This window comes from Brenneria izadpanahii, from assembly GCF_017569925.1.
Classification (GTDB): Bacteria; Pseudomonadota; Gammaproteobacteria; order Enterobacterales; family Enterobacteriaceae; genus Brenneria; species Brenneria izadpanahii.
In genome coordinates this window covers 2,136,449-2,155,375 of sequence record NZ_CP050854.1, presented here as the reverse complement: position 1 = coordinate 2,155,375, position 18,927 = coordinate 2,136,449, and the positions used below count along the sequence as shown (strand labels likewise).

The following is an 18,927-nucleotide window of genomic DNA, read 5'->3' as shown; positions in this document are numbered from 1 at the left end:
TCCTCATGATTTTTCCTCCAGGCAGCTCAGATACTGACTCGACAGTTGTGATAAGAAGTTCACATAACTGTCCTGACCCAGTGCGATATCGCTTCCCAACGGATCCAGCACGCCCAAGCGCACGTCAGTTCCTTTGGCGACAGCGTTAATAACGGCTGGCCTGAATTGTGGCTCAGCAAAAACGCATACGGCTTTATGCTCAACCAACTGTGTTCGAATCTGGTGTAAGCGCTGTGCTCCGGGTTGAATCGCCGGGTTAATCGTAAAGTAGCCTAACGGACTTAAACCATAGCGCTGCTCAAAGTAACCGTAGGCATCATGAAAGACGAAATAACCCTTATTCCGCACAGGCGCTAGCATGTTAGCAATTTTTTTGTCTGTCTGCGCGATTTTATCTGTAAAATAAAGCAGATTCGCGTCTAGTTTGTCTTTATTTTGAGGCATAAGTTCCAATAATTTTGCATGAATAGCAATTGCAGCCTGTTTTGACATCTCAGGAGACAGCCAAATGTGCATATTGTACTCGCCGTGATGGTGTCCATCGCCCTCTTCTTCTGGTTCTGAAACCGCTGCATGGCTGTGCTCATCCGAATGTTCGCCGTCATGATGATGTTCGTTATCGTGGGAATCATTATGATGCTCATCATGATCGTTATCGTCATGATCGTGATGATGTTCAGCTTCTTTTATCAATTCCGCTTTTATTGCCGGTAATTCCGCTAACGTGATTTGTTTTGCCGGTGCAATCTGCGACAATGGTTTCGTTAAAAAGGCTTCCATTTCCGGCCCGACCCAAATGATCAGTTCGGCTGACTGTAAACGCTGGACATCAGACGGACGCAAGGCATAATCATGGGGCGAAGCCCCGTTGGGTAATAGAACTTCCGTCGGCGTAATCCCTTCCGTTATCGCTGAAGCGATAAAACCCAGCGGACGGATAGACGTTACTACTTCGGCGGAGGCGGCGTTAATCGACGCACCGGAAGCCATCAGTGCGCTGGCAACAAACACACTTTTTAACCATTTATTTTGTTGAATATGCTTTTGCATCGCATGTTATCCCATCGATTTTAACGTGTAGTTTGTTATATTATAACATTACAGAATCTCTGCAAATCGAATTCTATGTCCACATTGGTATCACTCAATAATATTTCAGTGTCGTTCGGCAGTAAGAAAGTGCTGTCAGATATCTCGCTGTCTTTACAGGCGGGACGTATTCTTACGCTGCTCGGCCCTAATGGCGCGGGCAAGTCAACGCTGGTGCGCGTGGTTCTGGGCCTGTTGTCGCCCACCTCCGGCTCGCTGCAAAAAATACCGGGGCTGCGTATCGGCTATGTCCCGCAGAAGCTGCACCTGGACGCCACGCTGCCATTAACCGTCAGCCGTTTTATGCGCTTGCGTCCCGGCGTTAAACAACAGGATATTCTCCCCGCGCTGAAACGCGTTCAGGCTGCGCATCTGCTACAGCAGCCGATGCAGAAGCTGTCCGGCGGAGAGAATCAGCGCGTTCTTCTGGCCAGGGCATTATTAAATCATCCACAGTTGCTGGTATTGGATGAGCCGACGCAGGGCGTGGACGTCAACGGACAACTTGCGCTTTATGATCTCATCAACCAGCTTCGTCAGGAGTTTAATTGCGGCGTATTGATGGTTTCCCACGATCTTCACCTGGTGATGGCGAAAACCGATGAAGTGTTGTGCCTCAATCAGCATGTCTGCTGCTCCGGCACTCCTGAAGTGGTGTCCCTGCATCCCGAATTTTTAGCCATGTTCGGCCATCGCGGCGCCGAGCAGTTAGCGGTTTACCGGCATCATCATAATCATCGTCACGATTTAAATGGACGTGTCATTTTAAAAAGACAAGGTGGAAACGACGCATGATTGAGCTTCTGTTTCCCGGCTGGCTGGCGGGGATTTTTTTAGCCATCGCCGCAGGCCCGCTGGGCTCGTTTGTCGTCTGGCGACGCATGTCTTATTTCGGCGATACGCTGGCGCATGCGTCTTTGCTGGGCGTGGCTTTCGGCCTGTTGCTGGATATCAACCTTTTCTACGCCGTCATTACCGTTACGCTGGCGCTGGCGCTTGGGCTAGTCTGGCTGGAGCGGCGCCCCTATCTGTCGGTTGATACCTTATTGGGGATTATGGCGCACAGCGCCCTGTCGCTCGGACTGGTCGTTGTAAGTTTGATGAATAACGTGCGTGTGGATCTGATGGCTTATTTGTTCGGCGATCTGCTTTCCGTTACCACTGACGACCTATGGATTATCAGCGGTGGCGTTGCGGTGGTGGTTGCGGTGCTCGGCTGGCGGTGGCGAGCGTTATTATCCATGACAATCAGTCCCGAACTGGCGCATGTCGACGGCGTTAACCTGGAGCGTACCAAGCTGATCCTGATGCTGGTGACCGCGCTGACGATCGGTATTTCCATGAAGTTCGTCGGGGCGCTAATCATCACCTCATTATTGATTATTCCCGCAGCCAGCGCCCGCCGTTTTGCCCGCACGCCGGAACAGATGGCCGGCATCGCGATAGGCGTTGGCATGATAGCCATTACCGGCGGTCTGGCGTTTTCCGCCGGTTACAACACGCCGGCCGGCCCTTCCGTCGTGCTTTGTGCGTCGCTGCTGTTTATCGCCAGTTTAATCAAGAAACAGCCTGCTTAAAGCAGGCTATTACTCTTCTCGCGTAAGGCCAAAATGGCGATATGCATGTTGCGTCGCCATTCTTCCCCTCGGGGTGCGCTGAATAAAACCTTGCTGGATCAAATAAGGCTCCAGCACATCCTCAATGGTTTCCCGCTCTTCACCGATTGCCGCCGCCAGATTATCCAATCCGACCGGCCCGCCCATGAACTTATCGATGATCGCCAGCAGCAGTTTCCGATCCATATAATCAAAACCTTCAGTGTCCACGGCCAGCATATCCAGCGCCAGCGTCGCCACCTCGGCGGTGATGGCGCCCTCGGATTTGACCTCCGAGAAGTCACGAACGCGACGCAACAGCCGGTTGGCGATACGTGGCGTGCCGCGCGAGCGCCGAGCCACTTCCAACGCGCCGTCCTGAGTAAGATCCAACCCCATACACTGTGCGCTGCGGCTGACAATGTGTTGCAAATCGGCGACTTTATAAAATTCCAGCCGTTGAACAATTCCGAAGCGATCGCGCAACGGCGACGTCAGCGAACCGGCGCGGGTGGTGGCGCCGATAAGCGTAAACGGAGGCAGATCGAGTTTAATCGAACGGGCGGCGGGCCCTTCGCCGATCATGATATCCAACTGGTAATCTTCCATCGCCGGATACAGCACTTCTTCAACGACGGGAGACAAGCGATGAATTTCATCAATGAACAGAACATCGTGCGGTTCCAGGTTGGTCAGCAGCGCGGCCAAATCCCCCGCCTTTTCCAATATCGGCCCTGAAGTGGTGCGCAAATTCACGCCCATCTCATTGGCGACAATATTTGCCAGCGTGGTTTTTCCCAATCCAGGAGGACCAAAAATCAGCAGATGATCCAGGGCATCGCCGCGTTTACGCGCCGCCTGAATGAAGATTTCCATCTGCTCGCACACCTGGGGCTGACCGACATACTCCGCCAGCAGCTTCGGCCGAATGGCGCGATCAATAAATTCCTCTTCGGGGATGGCCTCTGCGGAAATCAAGCGATCTGCTTCAATCATGCATACCTCACAGCGCGGCGCGTAGTGCGTCCCTGATCAGGGTTTCGCAGTCTGCATCCGGACGAACAACCTTGGCGATTAACCGGCTCGCCTCCTGGGGCTTATACCCCAGCGAAACCAGTGCGGAAGCGGCTTCCGCTTCCGGATCGCCCGCTTCATTATCGGCGGAAGAAGGCGGTGTTAACGGAACATCGCTTGCCGAATTAAACAGATCGCCGCTCAACCCCTTAAAGCGATCTTTCATTTCCACCACCAGCCGCTCGGCCGTTTTCTTCCCCACGCCGGGCAGCTTGATCAACGAGCTAACCTCTTCGCGCTCCACCGCGCTGACGAACTGCGTGGCGGACATCCCGGAAAGAATGGCCAGCGCCAGTTTAGGCCCGACGCCGTTGACTTTAATCAGTTCACGGAACAGCGCTCGCTCCTGCTTATCATTAAAGCCGAACAGCAGCTGCGCGTCTTCACGCACCACAAAATGGGTAAAAATGATGGCTTCCTGTGAAAGATCCGGGAGTTCGTAAAAGCAAGTCATCGGCATGTGGACTTCATAGCCAACGCCGTTAGCTTCTATCAGCACCTGCGGCGGTTGTTTTTCCAGGATAATGCCTCTGAGACGACCTATCACGTTCTCTTCCTTTTACGTTTTATCAAAAAAATATTGTATACCCAATGGATTTCAAGGTGCAGGAAGACAACCGTCACGCCCGCAACCTGAAAGATTATGGATATAGCTTATAACATAAAAAAGGCTGGATGAATATCCAGCCTCCAGTTTCAACGCAGCCGCCTCGGCGCGATATGCCGTTTTTCAACGCCGATGCGGATAAGGCTCTGGCTGGAATGGCAGTGGGTAATCGCAATCGCCAGCGCATCGGCCGCATCGGCCTGCGGGCTGGCGGATAACTTAAGCAGCGAGCGAACCATGTGCTGCACCTGCTTTTTATCCGCTGCTCCGGTTCCCACCACGGTCTGTTTCACCAAACGAGCCGCATATTCGAACACCGGCAAATCCTGATTCACCGCCGCAACAATCGCCGCGCCGCGCGCCTGCCCCAGCTTAAGCGCCGAATCCGGATTCTTCGCCATAAAGACCTGTTCAATAGCGAAACAGTCCGGGCGAAACTGAGTGATGATTTCACTCACTCCGGCATAAATCAGCTTCAGCCGGGTGGGTAAATCGTCAACCACGGTGCGAATACAACCACTGCCGAGATATGAAATCTGGCGCCCCTGCTGACGAACAAGACCATAGCCCGTCACGCGCGAACCGGGGTCGATGCCGAGTATAATAGTCATCGCCATGCACCGCCGGCTCGCCGGACAGAAAGGTGCGACCTTCCCATCACCGCGCCGCCGTCATTATAGTAATTCCGCCACCTCATCGGAGATCTCACCGTTGTGGTAAACCTCCTGAACATCATCACAATCTTCCAGCATATCGATCAGGCGCATCAACTTCGGCGCCGTTTCCGCATCCATATCCGCTTTGGTTGAAGGGATCATGGAAACTTCGGCGGATTCCGCCACCAAACCAGCGGCATCCAGCGCGTCTTTAACTTCGCCAAAGGTTTCCCACGGCGTGTAGACATCAATCGCGCCGTCGTCATAGGTCACTACATCGTCCGCGCCGGCTTCCAGCGCCGCATCCATCACCGTATCTTCATCCAGACCCGGCGCATAGGAAATCACGCCTTTTTTACTGAACAGATAGGCGACGGAGCCATCGGTGCCCAGATTACCGCCGCACTTGCTGAACGCATGACGAACCTCGGATACGGTACGGTTACGGTTGTCGCTCAAACATTCAACCATCACGGCCGTGCCGCCAGGCCCATATCCTTCATAAATGATGGTTTCCATATTGGCGTCGTCATCGCCGCCGACACCGCGGGCGATGGCGCGGTTCAGGGTATCGCGCGTCATGTTGTTGGACAGTGCTTTATCGACGGCGGCACGCAGGCGGGGGTTCGCCCCCGGATCACCGCCGCCCAATCTGGCGGCGGTAACCAATTCGCGGATAATTTTGGTGAAAATTTTACCGCGCTTCGCGTCCTGCGCTGCTTTACGATGCTTTGTGTTGGCCCATTTACTATGACCTGCCATAAAAATCTCCGAAAAAAGCCTGTTCAGGCCGGATAAATAACAAATTCCTCAATCGCCTGCCGGTTACTCCACGACTTGGTAAGCTGCGCCGCACTCGGCGCATCCAGCCACTGGTAAGCAAGGTGTTCGGTAATCACCACCTCGCGTTCTTCAGGCAACGCCAAACAGAACCAATGTTCGGTGTTACGCGTTACCCCCGGCGCATAGCGACGTCTTAAATGAGCGAATAGCTCAAACTCAATACAGCGTTGACAGTCAAAGAGTGATAATGCCTCTGCGGATATATCAATATTAACTTCTTCTTTAACTTCACGCTGTGCGGCGCACAGCGTACTTTCCCCATCTTCAAGGCTACCGGTAACCGATTGCCAGAAATCAGGGTCGTCACGCCGTTGCAGCATCAGCACCCGCCCGGTATCACGGGCATAAATCACCACCAGAACCGAAACGGGCCGCTTGTATGTCATGTCATTAATTCTCGAATTGACCGTCTTGCGCCGCTTTCGCTTTTCCCACCACCGCAATGGAGAGTTCATCCAGCGCGGCCGGGTTGGCAAAACTTGGCGCTTCCGTCATCAGACAGGCGGCGGCCGTGGTTTTCGGGAATGCGATGACATCACGAATATTATCAGTGCCGGTCAGCAGCATCACCAGACGATCCAGCCCGAAAGCCAAACCGGCGTGCGGCGGCGTACCGAATTTTAACGCATCCAGCAGGAAGCCGAACTTCTCACGCTGTTCGTGCTCATTGATCCCCAGAATGCCGAACACCGTTTGCTGCATGTCGCCGTTATGAATACGCACCGAACCGCCGCCGACTTCATAACCGTTCAGCACCATATCATAGGCGTTGGCGATCGCGGATACCGGATTCGCCGCCAGTTCGCCAGGCGTCATATCGCGCGGCGCGGTAAACGGATGGTGCATCGCAGCCAGACCGCCTTCGCCGTCGTCTTCAAACATCGGGAAATCAATAACCCACAGCGGCTGCCAACTGTTCTCTTTCGTCAGATTCAGATCGCGGCCCAGTTTCAGACGCAGCGCGCCCAGCGCATCCGTCACCACTTTGGCGCTGTCTGCGCCAAAGAACAGGATATCGCCGTCGGCAGCGCCGGTACGTTCCAGCAACGCGGACAATACCGATTCGCTGAGGAATTTCGCAACCGGGCTCTGTACGCCTTCAAGGCCTTTGGCGCGCTCATTGACCTTGATATAGGCCAATCCTTTCGCGCCGTAAATTTCGATAAATTTGCCGTACTCGTCGATCTGTTTACGGCTCAGTTGCGCGCCGCCCGGCACGCGGATAACCGCGACACGGCCTTTGGCATCGTTTGCCGGGCCCGCGAATACCTTGAATTCAAGATCTTTCACCAGATCGGCCACGTCCACCAGTTCCAGCGGATTGCGCAGATCCGGCTTATCCGAACCGAAACGGCGCATGGCTTCGGCGAAGGTCATGACCGGGAAATCGCCCAGATCGACGCCTTTGATTTCCAGCCACAGCGCGCGCACCAGTTTTTCCATCACTTCACGCACCTGCGGGGCGGTCATGAATGAGGTTTCCACATCGATCTGGGTAAACTCCGGCTGACGATCGGCACGTAAATCTTCATCGCGGAAACATTTGACGATTTGATAATAACGGTCAAAACCGGACATCATCAGCAGCTGTTTGAACAACTGCGGCGACTGGGGCAGCGCATAGAATTTGCCCTTATGCACCCGGCTTGGCACCAGATAATCGCGCGCCCCTTCCGGTGTCGCTTTGGTCAGCATCGGCGTTTCAATATCCAGAAAGCCGTGATCGTCCATAAACCGACGAACAAAACTGGTAATCCGGGCGCGGGTCTTCAGACGCTGGGCCATTTCAGGACGGCGCAGATCCAGATAACGGTACTTAAGACGCGCTTCTTCGGTGTTAGTCTGATTCGAATCCAGCGGCAGCGGCTCAGCCCGGTTGATTATCGTCAGCGCAGTGGCAAGAACCTCAACTTCACCGGTCGCCATATCTTTATTGATCTGATTATCCGGGCGGGCGCGTACTACGCCTTTAAGCTGGATGCAGAATTCGTTGCGCAGCTCGGCCGCCTGTTTCAGCACATCTTGACGGTCCGGATCAAAGAACACCTGAACCAGACCTTCGCGGTCACGCATATCGATGAAGATCAAACCACCCAGATCGCGCCGGCGGTTAACCCAACCGCACAATGTCACTTCCTGGCCCACATGGGACAAATTCAACTGTCCGCAATATTCAGTACGCATCACTATGTCCTTTTACTCAGCCGCACAACTCACCCTTTTTCGCTGCGTATGGCAGTTGAAAAAGCCGTGGTATCTTTGCTGAACGGCGTGGTTTTTCTGGATTACTGTCCGGTGAAAAAAGGCGGCTATTATAAAGGAAATTCACTCGGACGATAAGTATGAAGGTAACGCTCTGCGGGTTGTCCGCACACTCTTTTTGACAATTTCCATTACCGGTTAATGAAATGATCGCTAATATAGCGTTAATTTGTTACTGGAACAGAATAATGTATATCGGATTACCTCAATGGCAACATCCTGCCTGGAGTCGTCTAGGATTGCACGATCTGGCTGACTATTCCCGCTATTTTAACTGTGTTGAAGGGAATACCACCTTTTACGCGCTCCCCAACCATGAGCTGGTTATGCGATGGCGCGATATGACTGCGGATGATTTCCGCTTCTGTTTTAAATTTCCATCCGCCATTAGTCATCAGGCGGCATTAAGCCACTGTGAACAGGATGTGCTTAGCTTTTTCCAGCGCATGGAACCGCTGGCATCACGTATTGGCCAACTCTGGCTTCAGTTGCCCGCCATTTTCGGCCCGGCGCAGCTCCCGACGTTATGGCGCTTCCTTGATACGCTGCCTCAGGGATTTAGCTATGGCGTGGAGATTCGTCACCCGCAATTTTTTGCGAAAGGCGACGATGAACGGGCGTTGAACCAGGGCCTGCAGCAGCGCGGGATCAATCGGGCCATTCTGGACAGTCGGCCGATTCATCATGCCGCGCCGAACAGCCCGGCGATACGCGACGCGCAGCGTAAAAAACCGCGTCTGCCGGTACATGCCGTCTTAACCGCTTCACAACCCATCATTCGTTTTATCGGCAGCGAAAACCTGCAGGAAAATCTACACTGGTTCCAGCCGTGGTTAACCAAACTGCCGCAGTGGTCGCAAGCCCGGCCTTTTCTATTTATCCACACGCCCGATAACGGCGGTTCACCCGCGCTGGCGCAGCAGCTCTGGCCGTTGCTAACCAGCGTTATTCCCTCAATGCCGCCGCAGCCGGACTGGCCGCAACAGGCATCGCTGTTTTAACCGGCGGCGCTCAAGCGCTGGCGGCGATTGATAACGATAATCCATTAAATAAACCATTAGTCTTTTTGTTTATAAAGACTCCGGCAAGTACGTTCATTTCCAATAAAAAAAGTTGGCTTTACAGGCGACAGCTTTAATATGGAAAGCTATTATTCTGCAAGCCGTTTTCGGTTAGATCATGGAGTTAAAAATGGTAAGCGCACTCTACGTAGTGCTTGGCGCATTATTGCTGATAAAATTATCGCTCGACGTTGTCAAACTCAGAATGCAATACCGTGTAGCCTACGGCGACGGCGGATTTTATGAGCTGCAAACGGCGATTCGGGTACACGGCAATGCGGTGGAATATATTCCTATCGGCGCGATCCTGTTAGTTTTGATGGAAATGAACGGCGCAATCGTGGCGATGATCCACCTATGCGGTATTTTGCTGATTATCGGGCGTTTATTTCATTATTACGGTCTGCGTCAGCGCGAATTCCGCTGGAGACGTTCAGGCATGGCGGCAACCTATATATCACTGCTCCTGATGTCATTGGCGAATCTCTATTACCTCCCATGGGAAATGGTTTTTACCCTGTACTAACCGCCCGTTGATGCTTAACCATTCACGGGACCGGCGATCGCCCGGCGAGGGATGCGATCAAAGGAATGAATCCCCTCTCCCTTCCCTGCCAATCCAGGCACAGAATAGCGGTTCAACTGCAAATCACAGGAAGCCAACCCGCTCGCTACCCGAAAGATGACGGGTATACATGCTTTATTACGCCATTCTGCTAGAATACCTCCCCTCATTTATTTATCTCAGCCATTATTTTTGTCATGCCAAACCGCGACATGCTTTTTTCCGCTCCTATCGCCAATCTGGGCGATTGGACATTCGACGAACGCGTTGCTGAAGTCTTTCCCGATATGATTCAGCGCTCGGTTCCCGGCTATTCCAACATCATTTCGATGATTGGCATGCTGGCGGAACGTTTTGTGCAACAAAATAGCCAGATCTACGACTTGGGTTGCTCGCTAGGTGCGGCCACGTTGTCGATGCGTCGTAATATTCACGTACCAGGCTGCAAAATTATCGCGGTGGACAACTCCCCGGCGATGGTAAAACGCTGCCGGAGTCATATCGATGCATTCCGTTCCGATACTCCGGTCGACATTCTTGAAGCCGATATCCTTGATGTTGAAATCGAAAACGCCTCCATGGTGGTTCTGAACTTTACCCTGCAGTTTCTGGCGCCGGAAAACCGCCAATTATTGATCAACCGGATCTATCAGGGATTAAGGCCCGGCGGCGCGCTGGTGCTGTCTGAAAAATTCAGCTTTGCCGATGCCGAAGTGGACGACCTGCTGTTCAATATGCATCTCGACTTCAAACGCGCAAACGGCTATAGCGAATTGGAAATAAGCCAGAAACGCAGCATGCTGGAAAACGTCATGCTGACCGACTCCGTCGACGCCCATAAAGCCCGCCTGAAACTGGCGGGCTTTGAGCACGGCGAGCTTTGGTTTCAATGCTTCAATTTTGGTTCATTATTAGCGATCAAAACAAGGGAACAAGCGTGATCGATTTCGGCAACTTTTATCAGCTAATCGCGAAGAGTCCCCTCAGTCACTGGCTTAATACGCTGCCTTCACAGTTGAGCAGCTGGCAACAGGAATCACTGCACGGGAAGTTCAAACTGTGGTTTAACACGCTGGAGCATCTGCCGGCCCTCACCCCCACCGAGCTGGATTTGACCGATAGCGTAACCGCCGGCATGACGCCCGATATTTCCGCCGGACAGCGGGAAGGGATAGAGATGTTGCTGCGTAACCTGATGCCATGGCGAAAAGGCCCGTTTTCTCTTTACGGCGTCAATATCAATACCGAATGGCGTTCCGACTGGAAATGGCAGCGCGTGCTTCCTCATATCAGTCCGTTACAGGATCGCCTAATCCTTGATGTCGGCTGCGGCAGCGGCTACCACCTGTGGCGAATGGTAGGCGAAGGCGCTCGCCTGGCCGTCGGCATCGATCCCATGCAGCTGTTCTTATGCCAGTTTGAAGCGGTACGCAAACTGCTGGGCGACGATCAGCGGGCTCACGTTCTGCCGCTTGGGATAGAGCAGTTGCCGGAACTGGCCGCGTTTGACACCGTGTTTTCCATGGGCGTGCTGTATCACCGACGCTCTCCGCTCGATCATCTGTGGCAGTTGAAAAACCAACTGACGCCTGGCGGCGAACTGGTGCTGGAGACGCTGGTCATCGAAGGGGATGAAAATCAAGTGCTGGTGCCGGGAGAACGCTACGCCCAGATGCGCAATGTCTACTTTATTCCCTCGCCCGCCGCGCTGACGCAGTGGCTGCAAAAATGCGGGTTTGTGGATATCCGGATCGTAGATATCTGTACCACCACGCCGGATGAGCAACGCAGAACAGACTGGATGACCTCCGAATCACTGGCTGATTTTCTCGATCCGAACGATCGGAGTAAAACCATCGAGGGTTACCCTGCGCCGGTACGCGCGGTACTGGTGGCGCATAAACCATAACCCTACCTAAGCATAAATGTAGAAAGCAAACCCCGGCAACGCGCCGGGGTTCTACACGCCGTCCGGCAGCTTGGAGCGCATCATCTCCTTTCTATCAATCCGGCGCCCATCCGCGATGAACGTTCCATCGCCGACGGCGTGGAGCATTCGCTTCTCGGCGCGCGCAGCGTCATAATATGCGGCAATGCCGTCAAGCACGATGATGCTGTGCTGATCGATAATATCGATAATCCGGCACTCGATATTTGCCAGGCTCTCTTTGATGAGCGGCGCCCGCACATGCCGCCCCGGCAATGGCGTGAGTCCGAACTTGCGAAACTTATCGGTGTCTTTCCCTGAACAGGTTCCAATACCGACGACCGTATCGATCATATCGACCGTGGGAATTGAAATCACACATTCTCTTGATGTTTGCAGCGCGGCGTATGAATAGTTCCAGGGACCGGTGGTAATGGCGAATGACGCCGAGAATCCCAGCACCATCGTCCAGGTGATGGTCATCACGTTATCTTTCTGCCCATCGTTCGTCGTAACCAGGATGACCGGTCCCGGTTCTATCAGCGTGAACGCCTTTTCTATAGCAAGACCTTGCACATTTGCCTCCATCCTTCATTCTGCGAACCATATATAGACTTTAGCTTACGGCAGCTCAGCCCGCCGCTGAGTCTTTGACGAAGATGGTTTACCTTTGGGATTCATCAATGATGAATATATTGGCGCCAACTATTTTTATGTAACTTTTTTATGTGACTTTCTTGAACGAGCGATCTACCGCCGCTTATACGATTTATGATAAAAATTCTCATTCTCTTTCTGCCGCAGCCATAGCTAGTTACCTATGGCTATAGTAAATAGAATGTTATCAGTTTTCTGCATAACTTCCCGGCATACGGCAGGACGATGATTCAGCCAATGCTCGTCCGAAAACGGGCAATGGCGCGCGCAGAGCAATGCGGTATAGATATATTGGTTTCTATCCCATGCTTTCCGTGATAAAAGAATGGCACATAATCGGTTGAATTATTTCAATTTTATTACATGCAACCATACCTCAAGGCAGCAAAATGAAAACCATAAAAGCGACGAACATGCAAGAGGCCCGGCAACTACTCGGCTCAGGGCGGTATCAGAAAGTTGAATTGGCTTTCAACATTAGCAGTGATGAATTTTTCCAACTCGCGAGCGAATGGTGTGCCCGTGGCGCAAAAATAAAACTTGAGAATGGCAATTTTATTTTGAAAATCAAAAGTATTTGCCAGCCATCAGAAAAATGACCGTCGGGTATCGTGCATTTTTCACACTCGGAATCTAAATAAAAAAAGCCCCGGCAACACGCCGGGGCTTGGTACTCGCAAGCAAACCTGATGGTATGCTGCGCGGCAAGGTGCTCTGGCAGGCTGATGCCGCTCAACCTGAAATGTTTATGAAACCGACGATATCGTACGGTCTGGACTCAGCGCTCGCTTCATTGCCGCTACCACGTCACCATCGACGCAATATTGGCTAAACTCATCAATATCGGTATCAGTGCACATAGAAACACCGATTTTGCGATACCGCATCACTGATGGAGCCCACAACCCGGCGGAACTGTGCAATTCCTGGATACCGCTCTGCTGAAATTTGTGAAGATTAGTTAACCGCACGCCGGAACCAGCCATAATAATTGGACCGCAACTGGCATGAGTTAGTTCACGTAATAATGCCAATCCATTTTCTGCCGTCTGTTGTTGCCCTGAGGTAAGGATGCGGGCGACCCCCAAATCAGTCAGTTGCTGCAGCGCGACATGCGGATTCAGACACAGATCAAATGCGCGATGAAAAGTAACCGCCATGCCTTGAGACAGGGCCATAATCTCTTTCATCCGAGATAAATCTATATGCCCTTCCGCGTCAAGAATGCCCACGACAACGCCAGGGAACCCCATATCCTTCATTTGTTCAATATCATGCTTAATCGCGGCGAATTCGGTTGCGCTGTAGCAAAAGTCACCGCCGCGGGGACGGACCATAGGATGAACGGGAATCGCTATTTTTTCCCGCGCGATCCGCAGCAATCCATATCCCGGCGTTAATCCGCCGTCCCGCAGCCCGGAACAAAGCTCAACCCGATCGGCTCCCGCCTGCTCTGCGGTCACCGCGCATTCGATGCTATAGCAACACACTTCCAATTTTGCCATCTCCACCTCCATTAAAAGCCACTGAAATTTCATTTCTCTTTATTAGACAAAGATCGTTGGATCATCCTTAATGGCGAGAACAACTAACTATGGCATTCAAGCGGACGTAGTAAGGAGACGATGGTCACAATGAGCGAGATAAATAGCTGAGATAAATATGACATAAGCCACAATTTTATTAATACGCATTATGTAATGATTAGGCTTATAACTGATTAATAATCATTATCTAAAATCATCACTTGTAATCGCTTTTATTTGCTATTGTTTTCGCTTATGACAATATCGCGAATATCAGATGAATGAAATTTTATGGCTATCTTACCATTAGACGCAGCCAGAGTTGGATTAGGTAGCCGCTCATTTTCACCCTGAGGAGAATTGAAGTTGAGTTTAATGCCGGGCGAGCGCAACGCCTCGTCAGATAAACATGCCAGCGCTCTTTGATGCAACGTAGCCGGTTCACCCGGCAATACTAATTCCACATGTTCCCACCCTTCATGAGAATAGTGTTTCTTTCCTGGCCAGGGTAACTCAATACAATCAATTTTCCATGGACCGACATTGATTGCAGAATCCAATATAAACAAGCAGATAATCCGTCCATTAATTATTTTTTCAGAAAATAGCGTTCCTATACTCAGCATTTGTGCTTTCCAGCGTTCCGCGGTCGCATTTTGGTGACAACGCAACGAAATATGATCGGCGCGAAACTGTGCCAGATCCAACTTAAGCAACGCTGCCAGACCGCTCAGTTCTTGCTCAAAACGCACCAAATCTAGTGCCAAATCTTTAGGTAACATACTTGATATAGACTCCTTACTAGTTACTTAAACTGTTAAAGAATTATTTACACAGCGATAATATCTACATCCATGACTTTTGGCAGCTATATTTTTCTTTCCGTACTGGCTCATAGCTTTATGAGCAAAAAATAGCCATAAGATTATTGTGATAAATGATAACCGAAAAGATTGATTAATAAACATATCGTCAAATTCATTTCATCGTGCAGAGTGAATGAACTAATCCCAATAGGCTTACTAAAAAAAGTGTTTTAGGCGAGTAAAAAACTGATAACAATGCGACTACATTAAGCGTAAGCGGAAAATGGTATGAGAGGCTATTTATTGTCAATTTGTGCTCATCATCAGCCGATTTACGATACATTTACCCGTTTTTCTTGGGAGTTATCTTAAATAAAATCCCCCCCATTGAATGAAGAAAAAAAACAGGATAATTTAAACTATCAATATTAATCTTGAGTTATGATCATGATGCTATTAATTATTTCCGTTCTGCTGATTATCATTGCGGCTTATGCTATTTTTCGCCATTTTAAAATCAGAAATGAACAAAAAATCGGATCTCATCCCAGAGCCAGAAAACGTTAAGAAAGGCGATTGATTGTTTTCGCTTTTTTACATAAAAATTAAAAATGTTCTCTTAATATTCTATTGTTTCATTTCACCTACCCACGTTTAATGTAAGCATGCCATCCGTTGCGGTCCCCCTCCCGTCTGCTGACTCGTCAAGGCAAATATGGTATAAGCAGGGCTTGATTTTTTACTTAAGGTAACCCGGTGAACATACAGGCTCTTCTTTCCGAAAAAGTCAGCCAGGCATTGACCGCAGCGGGGGCTCCTATCGGGAGCGAAGCTCAGGTCCGCCAATCGGCAAAAGCACAGTTTGGTGATTATCAGGCTAACGGCGTTATGGCCGTCGCCAAAAAACTTGGCATGCCGCCTCGTCAACTGGCAGAAAAAGTGGTTCAACTTTTAGCGTTGGACGGTATTGCAGCAAAAACAGAAATCGCAGGCCCAGGTTTTATTAATATATTTCTTGATAAACAGTGGGTCGCCCGCCAGGTAGAGAACGCGCTGAGCGCCCCGAAACTGGGCGTGGCGCCAGTTGAGGCGCAAACCATCGTTATCGATTATTCCGCGCCGAATGTAGCGAAAGAGATGCACGTTGGTCACCTGCGTTCCACCATCATTGGCGATGCCGCCGTTCGTACGCTGGAATTTCTTGGTCATAATGTCATTCGGGCCAACCATGTCGGCGACTGGGGAACGCAGTTCGGTATGCTGATCGCCTATCTCGAAAAAGTGCAGAATGATAATGCCGGCGAGATGGCGCTGGCCGATCTTGAAGCGTTCTACCGTGAAGCGAAAAAGCATTACGATGAAGACGCCCAGTTCGCAGAAAAGGCGCGCGGCTATGTGGTGAAGCTGCAAGGCGGCGACGAATATTGCCGTCAGATGTGGCGCAAGCTAGTCGACATCACCATGACGCAAAATCAGCTCACCTATGAGCGTCTTAACGTCACGCTGACCAAAGATGATGTAATGGGCGAGAGCCTGTACAACAGCATGCTGCCAGGCATTGTCGCAGACCTGAAAGCGAAAGGCCTGGCGGTTGAGAGCGAAGGCGCCACGGTGGTATTCCTTGATGAGTTTAAAAACAAGGAAGGCGAACCGATGGGCGTCATCATTCAGAAGAAAGATGGCGGCTATCTCTACACCACCACGGACATTGCCTGCGCAAAATATCGTTATGAAAAGCTGCATGCCGATCGCGTGCTTTACTACATCGATTCACGCCAGCACCAGCACCTAATGCAAGCCTGGGCCATCGTGCGTAAAGCGGGTTACGTACCGGACTCCGTCAGCCTGGAACATCACATGTTCGGCATGATGCTGGGTAAAGACGGCAAACCGTTTAAAACGCGTGCGGGCGGTACAATCAAGCTTTCCGATTTGCTGGATGAAGCCTATGAGCGCGCCTGTAAGCTCATCGCCGATAAAAACCCGCAAATGGACGACGATGAACTGCATGCGCTGGCAAAAGTGGTGTCCATCGGCGCGGTAAAATACGCCGACCTGTCCAAAAGCCGCACCACCGATTATATCTTTGATTGGGATAACATGCTGGCGTTCGAAGGCAATACCGCGCCCTACATGCAATATGCCTATACCCGCGTGGCATCAATCTTCAAACGCGCAGATATTCAGGAAGATAGCCTGACTCAGCCGGTTACGTTGAGCGACGAACGCGAGTTCGCTCTCGCCGCCCGCCTGCTGCAATTTGAAGAAACCATCACTACTGTCGCCCGCGACGGTACGCCTCACGTGATGTGCGCTTATCTGTATGATTTGGCCGGCCTGTTCTCCGGTTTCTACGAACACTGTCCGATTTTGAATGCGGAAAATGACGCGGTTCGTCAAAGCCGCCTGAAACTGGCTCTGCTGACGGCTAAGACGCTGAAACAAGGGTTAGACACGCTGGGCATTGAAACCGTAGATAAAATGTAACTTTCTGATGCGCGATGAAAATGGCGAACACCGCCGTTTTCATCGCCGAAGAGCCTCAACAAACGATGTCAGCGATATAAAACACTATCAGCATCATTCGCCAATAGTGTTTTGCTATTCCTACCTACAAACTCAGATGCTCCGGCGGGCAAAATCCCGCGGGCGAAATCCCAGTAAAGCCAGCGTGGCAAAGTAGGCTCCCGCCCCTGCAGCCACCACCAGCAGCAGGCGGACGATCCTGAACCCCATATTGCCCACGTCCCAGGCCGGCATCCACCACAGCATAGCGGCCAACGCCAACGACATAACGATGACAGCGACGGCGAGTTTGGTCAGAAAACTCAGCCACCCCGGCTGCGGGTGAAAAATATCTTGCTTACGCAGTTGCCAGAACAGCAGCCCCGCATTCAGGCAGGATGCCAACCCGATAGACAAAGCCAACCCGGCGTGTTGCAACGGTCCAATAAAGATCAGGTTCATAACCTGAGTAAGAATCAGCGTTACTATTGCGATTTTTACCGGCGTTTTAATATCCTGCCGGGAATAAAAACCGGGAACCAGCACCTTCACCACGATAAGCCCCATTAACCCCACGGAATAAGCGATTAACGCGCGTTGAGTCATCGCCGCATCAAAAGCGCTGAATTTTCCGTATTGGAACAACGAAACCGTCAACGGCTGCGCCAGGATCCCTAACGCGACGGCGCTCGGCAAGGCCAGCAGAAAACACAGACGCAATCCCCAATCCATCAAACGGGAATATTCATCATGATCGCCGCTGGCAAAACTTTTCGCCAATGAAGGCAGCAGGATCGTCCCCAGCGCAACCCCTAACACGCCCGAAGGAAACTCCATTAACCGATCGGCATAGTACATCCACGACACGGCCCCTTCGCTGAGGAACGAAGCGAAAATGGTGTTAATGATCAGGGATATTTGACTAACCGAAACCCCTAGTACAGCGGGCGCCATCAATTTCATCACCCGCCAGACGCCAGACTCCCGCCACTTGATACGCGGCAGAACCAGCATACCGATCTTCTTCAAGTGCGGCAGTTGATAACCCAGTTGCAGCACCCCGCCGACCAGTACGGCCCAGGCCAATGCCATCACCGGCGGATGAAAATACGGCGTGGCGAACAGCGCAAAACCGATCATGCTGACGTTTAACAGCGTCGGCGCGAAAGCCGGCACCGAAAACCGGTTCCAGGTATTCAGTACCGACCCCACCATTGATGTCAGAGAAATCAATAATATATAAGGAAAAGTTACCCGCAGCAGCGCCGATGTCAGTTCAAATCTATCGGCGGTCGCCGCAAAGCCGGGGGCGGTCACCATAATCACCCACGGCGCCGCTACCATGCCCGCCACCGTGACCAACGCCAAAATCAGCGTCAGCATACCGGCAACGTAAGCAAGGAATGTGCGGGTCGCTTCATCGCCCTGCTGACTTTTATATTCAGCCAGGATGGGAACAAAGGCCTGAGAGAACGCGCCCTCAGCGAAGATACGGCGCAGCAGGTTAGGAAGTTTAAAGGCAACGAAAAATGCATCCGTTGCCATTCCGGCGCCAAAAACCCGCGCCACGATTGCATCACGCGCAAAACCTAAAAGGCGCGAAAGCATGGTCATTGAACTGACGGCTGCCAGTGATTTTAGTAAATTCATCCGATTTTATTCTGAAATGTTCGGGGGTTTTGGTTGACCATTCTGCGGTCATCCTGATTTCGCGGTGCAACTAGTCTACGCATTGCGCGCCCAATAGCTACCAG

19 protein-coding genes are annotated in these 18,927 nt (G+C 51.6%); 8 read left to right on the top strand and 11 right to left on the bottom strand.

The features are described from left to right. Positions 1–3 precede the first annotated feature (3 nt). Positions 4–1,050: a zinc ABC transporter substrate-binding protein ZnuA gene (znuA, locus tag HC231_RS09625; protein WP_208230779.1), complete on the bottom strand. Its 1,047-nt coding sequence runs from the start codon at positions 1,048–1,050 to the stop codon at positions 4–6. 75 nt (positions 1,051–1,125) lie between these two features. On the opposite strand from znuA, the gene znuC reads away from it, so the two are divergent. Then, positions 1,126–1,884, top strand: a complete 759-nt coding sequence (znuC, locus tag HC231_RS09620) for a zinc ABC transporter ATP-binding protein ZnuC (protein WP_208230778.1) — start codon at positions 1,126–1,128, stop codon at positions 1,882–1,884. Beyond that, positions 1,881–2,666 (top strand): zinc ABC transporter permease subunit ZnuB, encoded by a 786-nt coding sequence (znuB, locus tag HC231_RS09615; protein WP_208230777.1) that lies wholly within the window; start codon positions 1,881–1,883, stop codon positions 2,664–2,666. The genes znuC and znuB overlap by 4 nt, the downstream gene beginning before the upstream one ends. Before the next feature lie 9 nt (positions 2,667–2,675). Here the strand turns inward: znuB and ruvB are convergent, their stop codons facing one another. From ruvB to aspS, 6 genes are all read right to left on the bottom strand, one after another. Continuing rightward, positions 2,676–3,680, bottom strand: a complete 1,005-nt coding sequence (gene ruvB, locus HC231_RS09610) for a Holliday junction branch migration DNA helicase RuvB (RefSeq protein ID WP_208230776.1) — start codon at positions 3,678–3,680, stop codon at positions 2,676–2,678. Between the two features lie 7 nt (positions 3,681–3,687). Further along, the gene (ruvA, locus tag HC231_RS09605) at positions 3,688–4,305 is read right to left on the bottom strand and encodes a Holliday junction branch migration protein RuvA (RefSeq protein WP_208230775.1); all 618 of its coding nucleotides are present in this window, start codon (positions 4,303–4,305) and stop codon (positions 3,688–3,690) included. Positions 4,306–4,454: 149 nt separating this feature from the next. Further along, the gene (ruvC, locus tag HC231_RS09600) at positions 4,455–4,976 is read right to left on the bottom strand and encodes a crossover junction endodeoxyribonuclease RuvC (protein ID WP_208230774.1); all 522 of its coding nucleotides are present in this window, start codon (positions 4,974–4,976) and stop codon (positions 4,455–4,457) included. A gap of 63 nt (positions 4,977–5,039) precedes the next feature. Beyond that, positions 5,040–5,783: a YebC/PmpR family DNA-binding transcriptional regulator gene (locus HC231_RS09595; RefSeq protein WP_208230773.1), complete on the bottom strand. Its 744-nt coding sequence runs from the start codon at positions 5,781–5,783 to the stop codon at positions 5,040–5,042. A 23-nt stretch (positions 5,784–5,806) separates the two neighbouring features. Continuing rightward, the gene (nudB, locus tag HC231_RS09590; RefSeq protein ID WP_208231283.1) at positions 5,807–6,259 is read right to left on the bottom strand and encodes a dihydroneopterin triphosphate diphosphatase; all 453 of its coding nucleotides are present in this window, start codon (positions 6,257–6,259) and stop codon (positions 5,807–5,809) included. Then, a complete protein-coding gene (gene aspS, locus HC231_RS09585; protein ID WP_208230772.1) occupies positions 6,255–8,048 on the bottom strand; it encodes an aspartate--tRNA ligase in 1,794 nt (597 codons plus the stop codon). Before aspS ends, nudB begins: the two co-directional genes overlap by 5 nt. Positions 8,049–8,314: 266 nt before the next feature. Between aspS and HC231_RS09580 the strand changes: the two genes are divergently transcribed. The 4 genes from HC231_RS09580 to cmoB all read left to right on the top strand — a co-directional run bounded on the left by HC231_RS09580 (position 8,315) and on the right by cmoB (position 11,661). Beyond that, the gene (locus HC231_RS09580) at positions 8,315–9,127 is read left to right on the top strand and encodes a DUF72 domain-containing protein (protein WP_208230771.1); all 813 of its coding nucleotides are present in this window, start codon (positions 8,315–8,317) and stop codon (positions 9,125–9,127) included. A gap of 190 nt (positions 9,128–9,317) precedes the next feature. Next, positions 9,318–9,713 (top strand): MAPEG family protein, encoded by a 396-nt coding sequence (locus HC231_RS09575; RefSeq protein WP_208230770.1) that lies wholly within the window; start codon positions 9,318–9,320, stop codon positions 9,711–9,713. A gap of 236 nt (positions 9,714–9,949) precedes the next feature. Next, the gene (gene cmoA, locus HC231_RS09570) at positions 9,950–10,693 is read left to right on the top strand and encodes a carboxy-S-adenosyl-L-methionine synthase CmoA (protein WP_208230769.1); all 744 of its coding nucleotides are present in this window, start codon (positions 9,950–9,952) and stop codon (positions 10,691–10,693) included. Beyond that, a complete protein-coding gene (gene cmoB, locus HC231_RS09565) occupies positions 10,690–11,661 on the top strand; it encodes a tRNA 5-methoxyuridine(34)/uridine 5-oxyacetic acid(34) synthase CmoB (protein WP_208230768.1) in 972 nt (323 codons plus the stop codon). Before cmoA ends, cmoB begins: the two co-directional genes overlap by 4 nt. Positions 11,662–11,712: 51 nt before the next feature. On the opposite strand, the gene HC231_RS09560 is transcribed toward cmoB, so the two are convergent. After that, positions 11,713–12,255 (bottom strand): flavin reductase family protein, encoded by a 543-nt coding sequence (locus HC231_RS09560; protein ID WP_208230767.1) that lies wholly within the window; start codon positions 12,253–12,255, stop codon positions 11,713–11,715. Positions 12,256–12,725: 470 nt separating this feature from the next. Here HC231_RS09560 and HC231_RS09555 point away from each other — a divergent pair, with 470 nt between their 5' ends. Further along, positions 12,726–12,935, top strand: coding sequence for a hypothetical protein (locus HC231_RS09555; RefSeq protein ID WP_208230766.1), 210 nt, complete (start codon positions 12,726–12,728; stop codon positions 12,933–12,935). A 147-nt stretch (positions 12,936–13,082) separates the two neighbouring features. Here the strand turns inward: HC231_RS09555 and cutC are convergent, their stop codons facing one another. Continuing rightward, positions 13,083–13,841, bottom strand: coding sequence for a copper homeostasis protein CutC (gene cutC / locus HC231_RS09550; RefSeq protein WP_208230765.1), 759 nt, complete (start codon positions 13,839–13,841; stop codon positions 13,083–13,085). 254 nt (positions 13,842–14,095) lie between these two features. After that, positions 14,096–14,644 (bottom strand): VOC family protein, encoded by a 549-nt coding sequence (locus HC231_RS09545; RefSeq protein ID WP_208230764.1) that lies wholly within the window; start codon positions 14,642–14,644, stop codon positions 14,096–14,098. Positions 14,645–15,424: 780 nt separating this feature from the next. Here HC231_RS09545 and argS point away from each other — a divergent pair. After that, positions 15,425–17,155, top strand: a complete 1,731-nt coding sequence (gene argS, locus HC231_RS09540) for an arginine--tRNA ligase (protein ID WP_208230763.1) — start codon at positions 15,425–15,427, stop codon at positions 17,153–17,155. Positions 17,156–17,287: 132 nt separating this feature from the next. Here the strand turns inward: argS and murJ are convergent, their stop codons facing one another. Continuing rightward, positions 17,288–18,823, bottom strand: coding sequence for a murein biosynthesis integral membrane protein MurJ (murJ, locus tag HC231_RS09535; protein ID WP_208230762.1), 1,536 nt, complete (start codon positions 18,821–18,823; stop codon positions 17,288–17,290). Between the last annotated feature and the right edge of the window lie 104 nt (positions 18,824–18,927).

Coding starts and splice junctions, on each gene's coding strand:
- znuA (WP_208230779.1), bottom strand. CDS start 1,050: ATGCAAAAGCATATTCAACAAAATAAATGGTTAAAAAGTGTGTTTGTT.
- HC231_RS09545 (WP_208230764.1), bottom strand. CDS start 14,644: ATGTTACCTAAAGATTTGGCACTAGATTTGGTGCGTTTTGAGCAAGAA.
- cmoA (WP_208230769.1), top strand. CDS start 9,950: ATGCCAAACCGCGACATGCTTTTTTCCGCTCCTATCGCCAATCTGGGC.
- HC231_RS09575 (WP_208230770.1), top strand. CDS start 9,318: ATGGTAAGCGCACTCTACGTAGTGCTTGGCGCATTATTGCTGATAAAA.
- znuC (WP_208230778.1), top strand. CDS start 1,126: ATGTCCACATTGGTATCACTCAATAATATTTCAGTGTCGTTCGGCAGT.
- cutC (WP_208230765.1), bottom strand. CDS start 13,841: ATGGCAAAATTGGAAGTGTGTTGCTATAGCATCGAATGCGCGGTGACC.
- HC231_RS09555 (WP_208230766.1), top strand. CDS start 12,726: ATGAAAACCATAAAAGCGACGAACATGCAAGAGGCCCGGCAACTACTC.
- HC231_RS09580 (WP_208230771.1), top strand. CDS start 8,315: ATGTATATCGGATTACCTCAATGGCAACATCCTGCCTGGAGTCGTCTA.
- ruvB (WP_208230776.1), bottom strand. CDS start 3,680: ATGATTGAAGCAGATCGCTTGATTTCCGCAGAGGCCATCCCCGAAGAG.
- murJ (WP_208230762.1), bottom strand. CDS start 18,823: ATGAATTTACTAAAATCACTGGCAGCCGTCAGTTCAATGACCATGCTT.
- ruvC (WP_208230774.1), bottom strand. CDS start 4,976: ATGACTATTATACTCGGCATCGACCCCGGTTCGCGCGTGACGGGCTAT.
- HC231_RS09595 (WP_208230773.1), bottom strand. CDS start 5,783: ATGGCAGGTCATAGTAAATGGGCCAACACAAAGCATCGTAAAGCAGCG.
- znuB (WP_208230777.1), top strand. CDS start 1,881: ATGATTGAGCTTCTGTTTCCCGGCTGGCTGGCGGGGATTTTTTTAGCC.
- aspS (WP_208230772.1), bottom strand. CDS start 8,048: ATGCGTACTGAATATTGCGGACAGTTGAATTTGTCCCATGTGGGCCAG.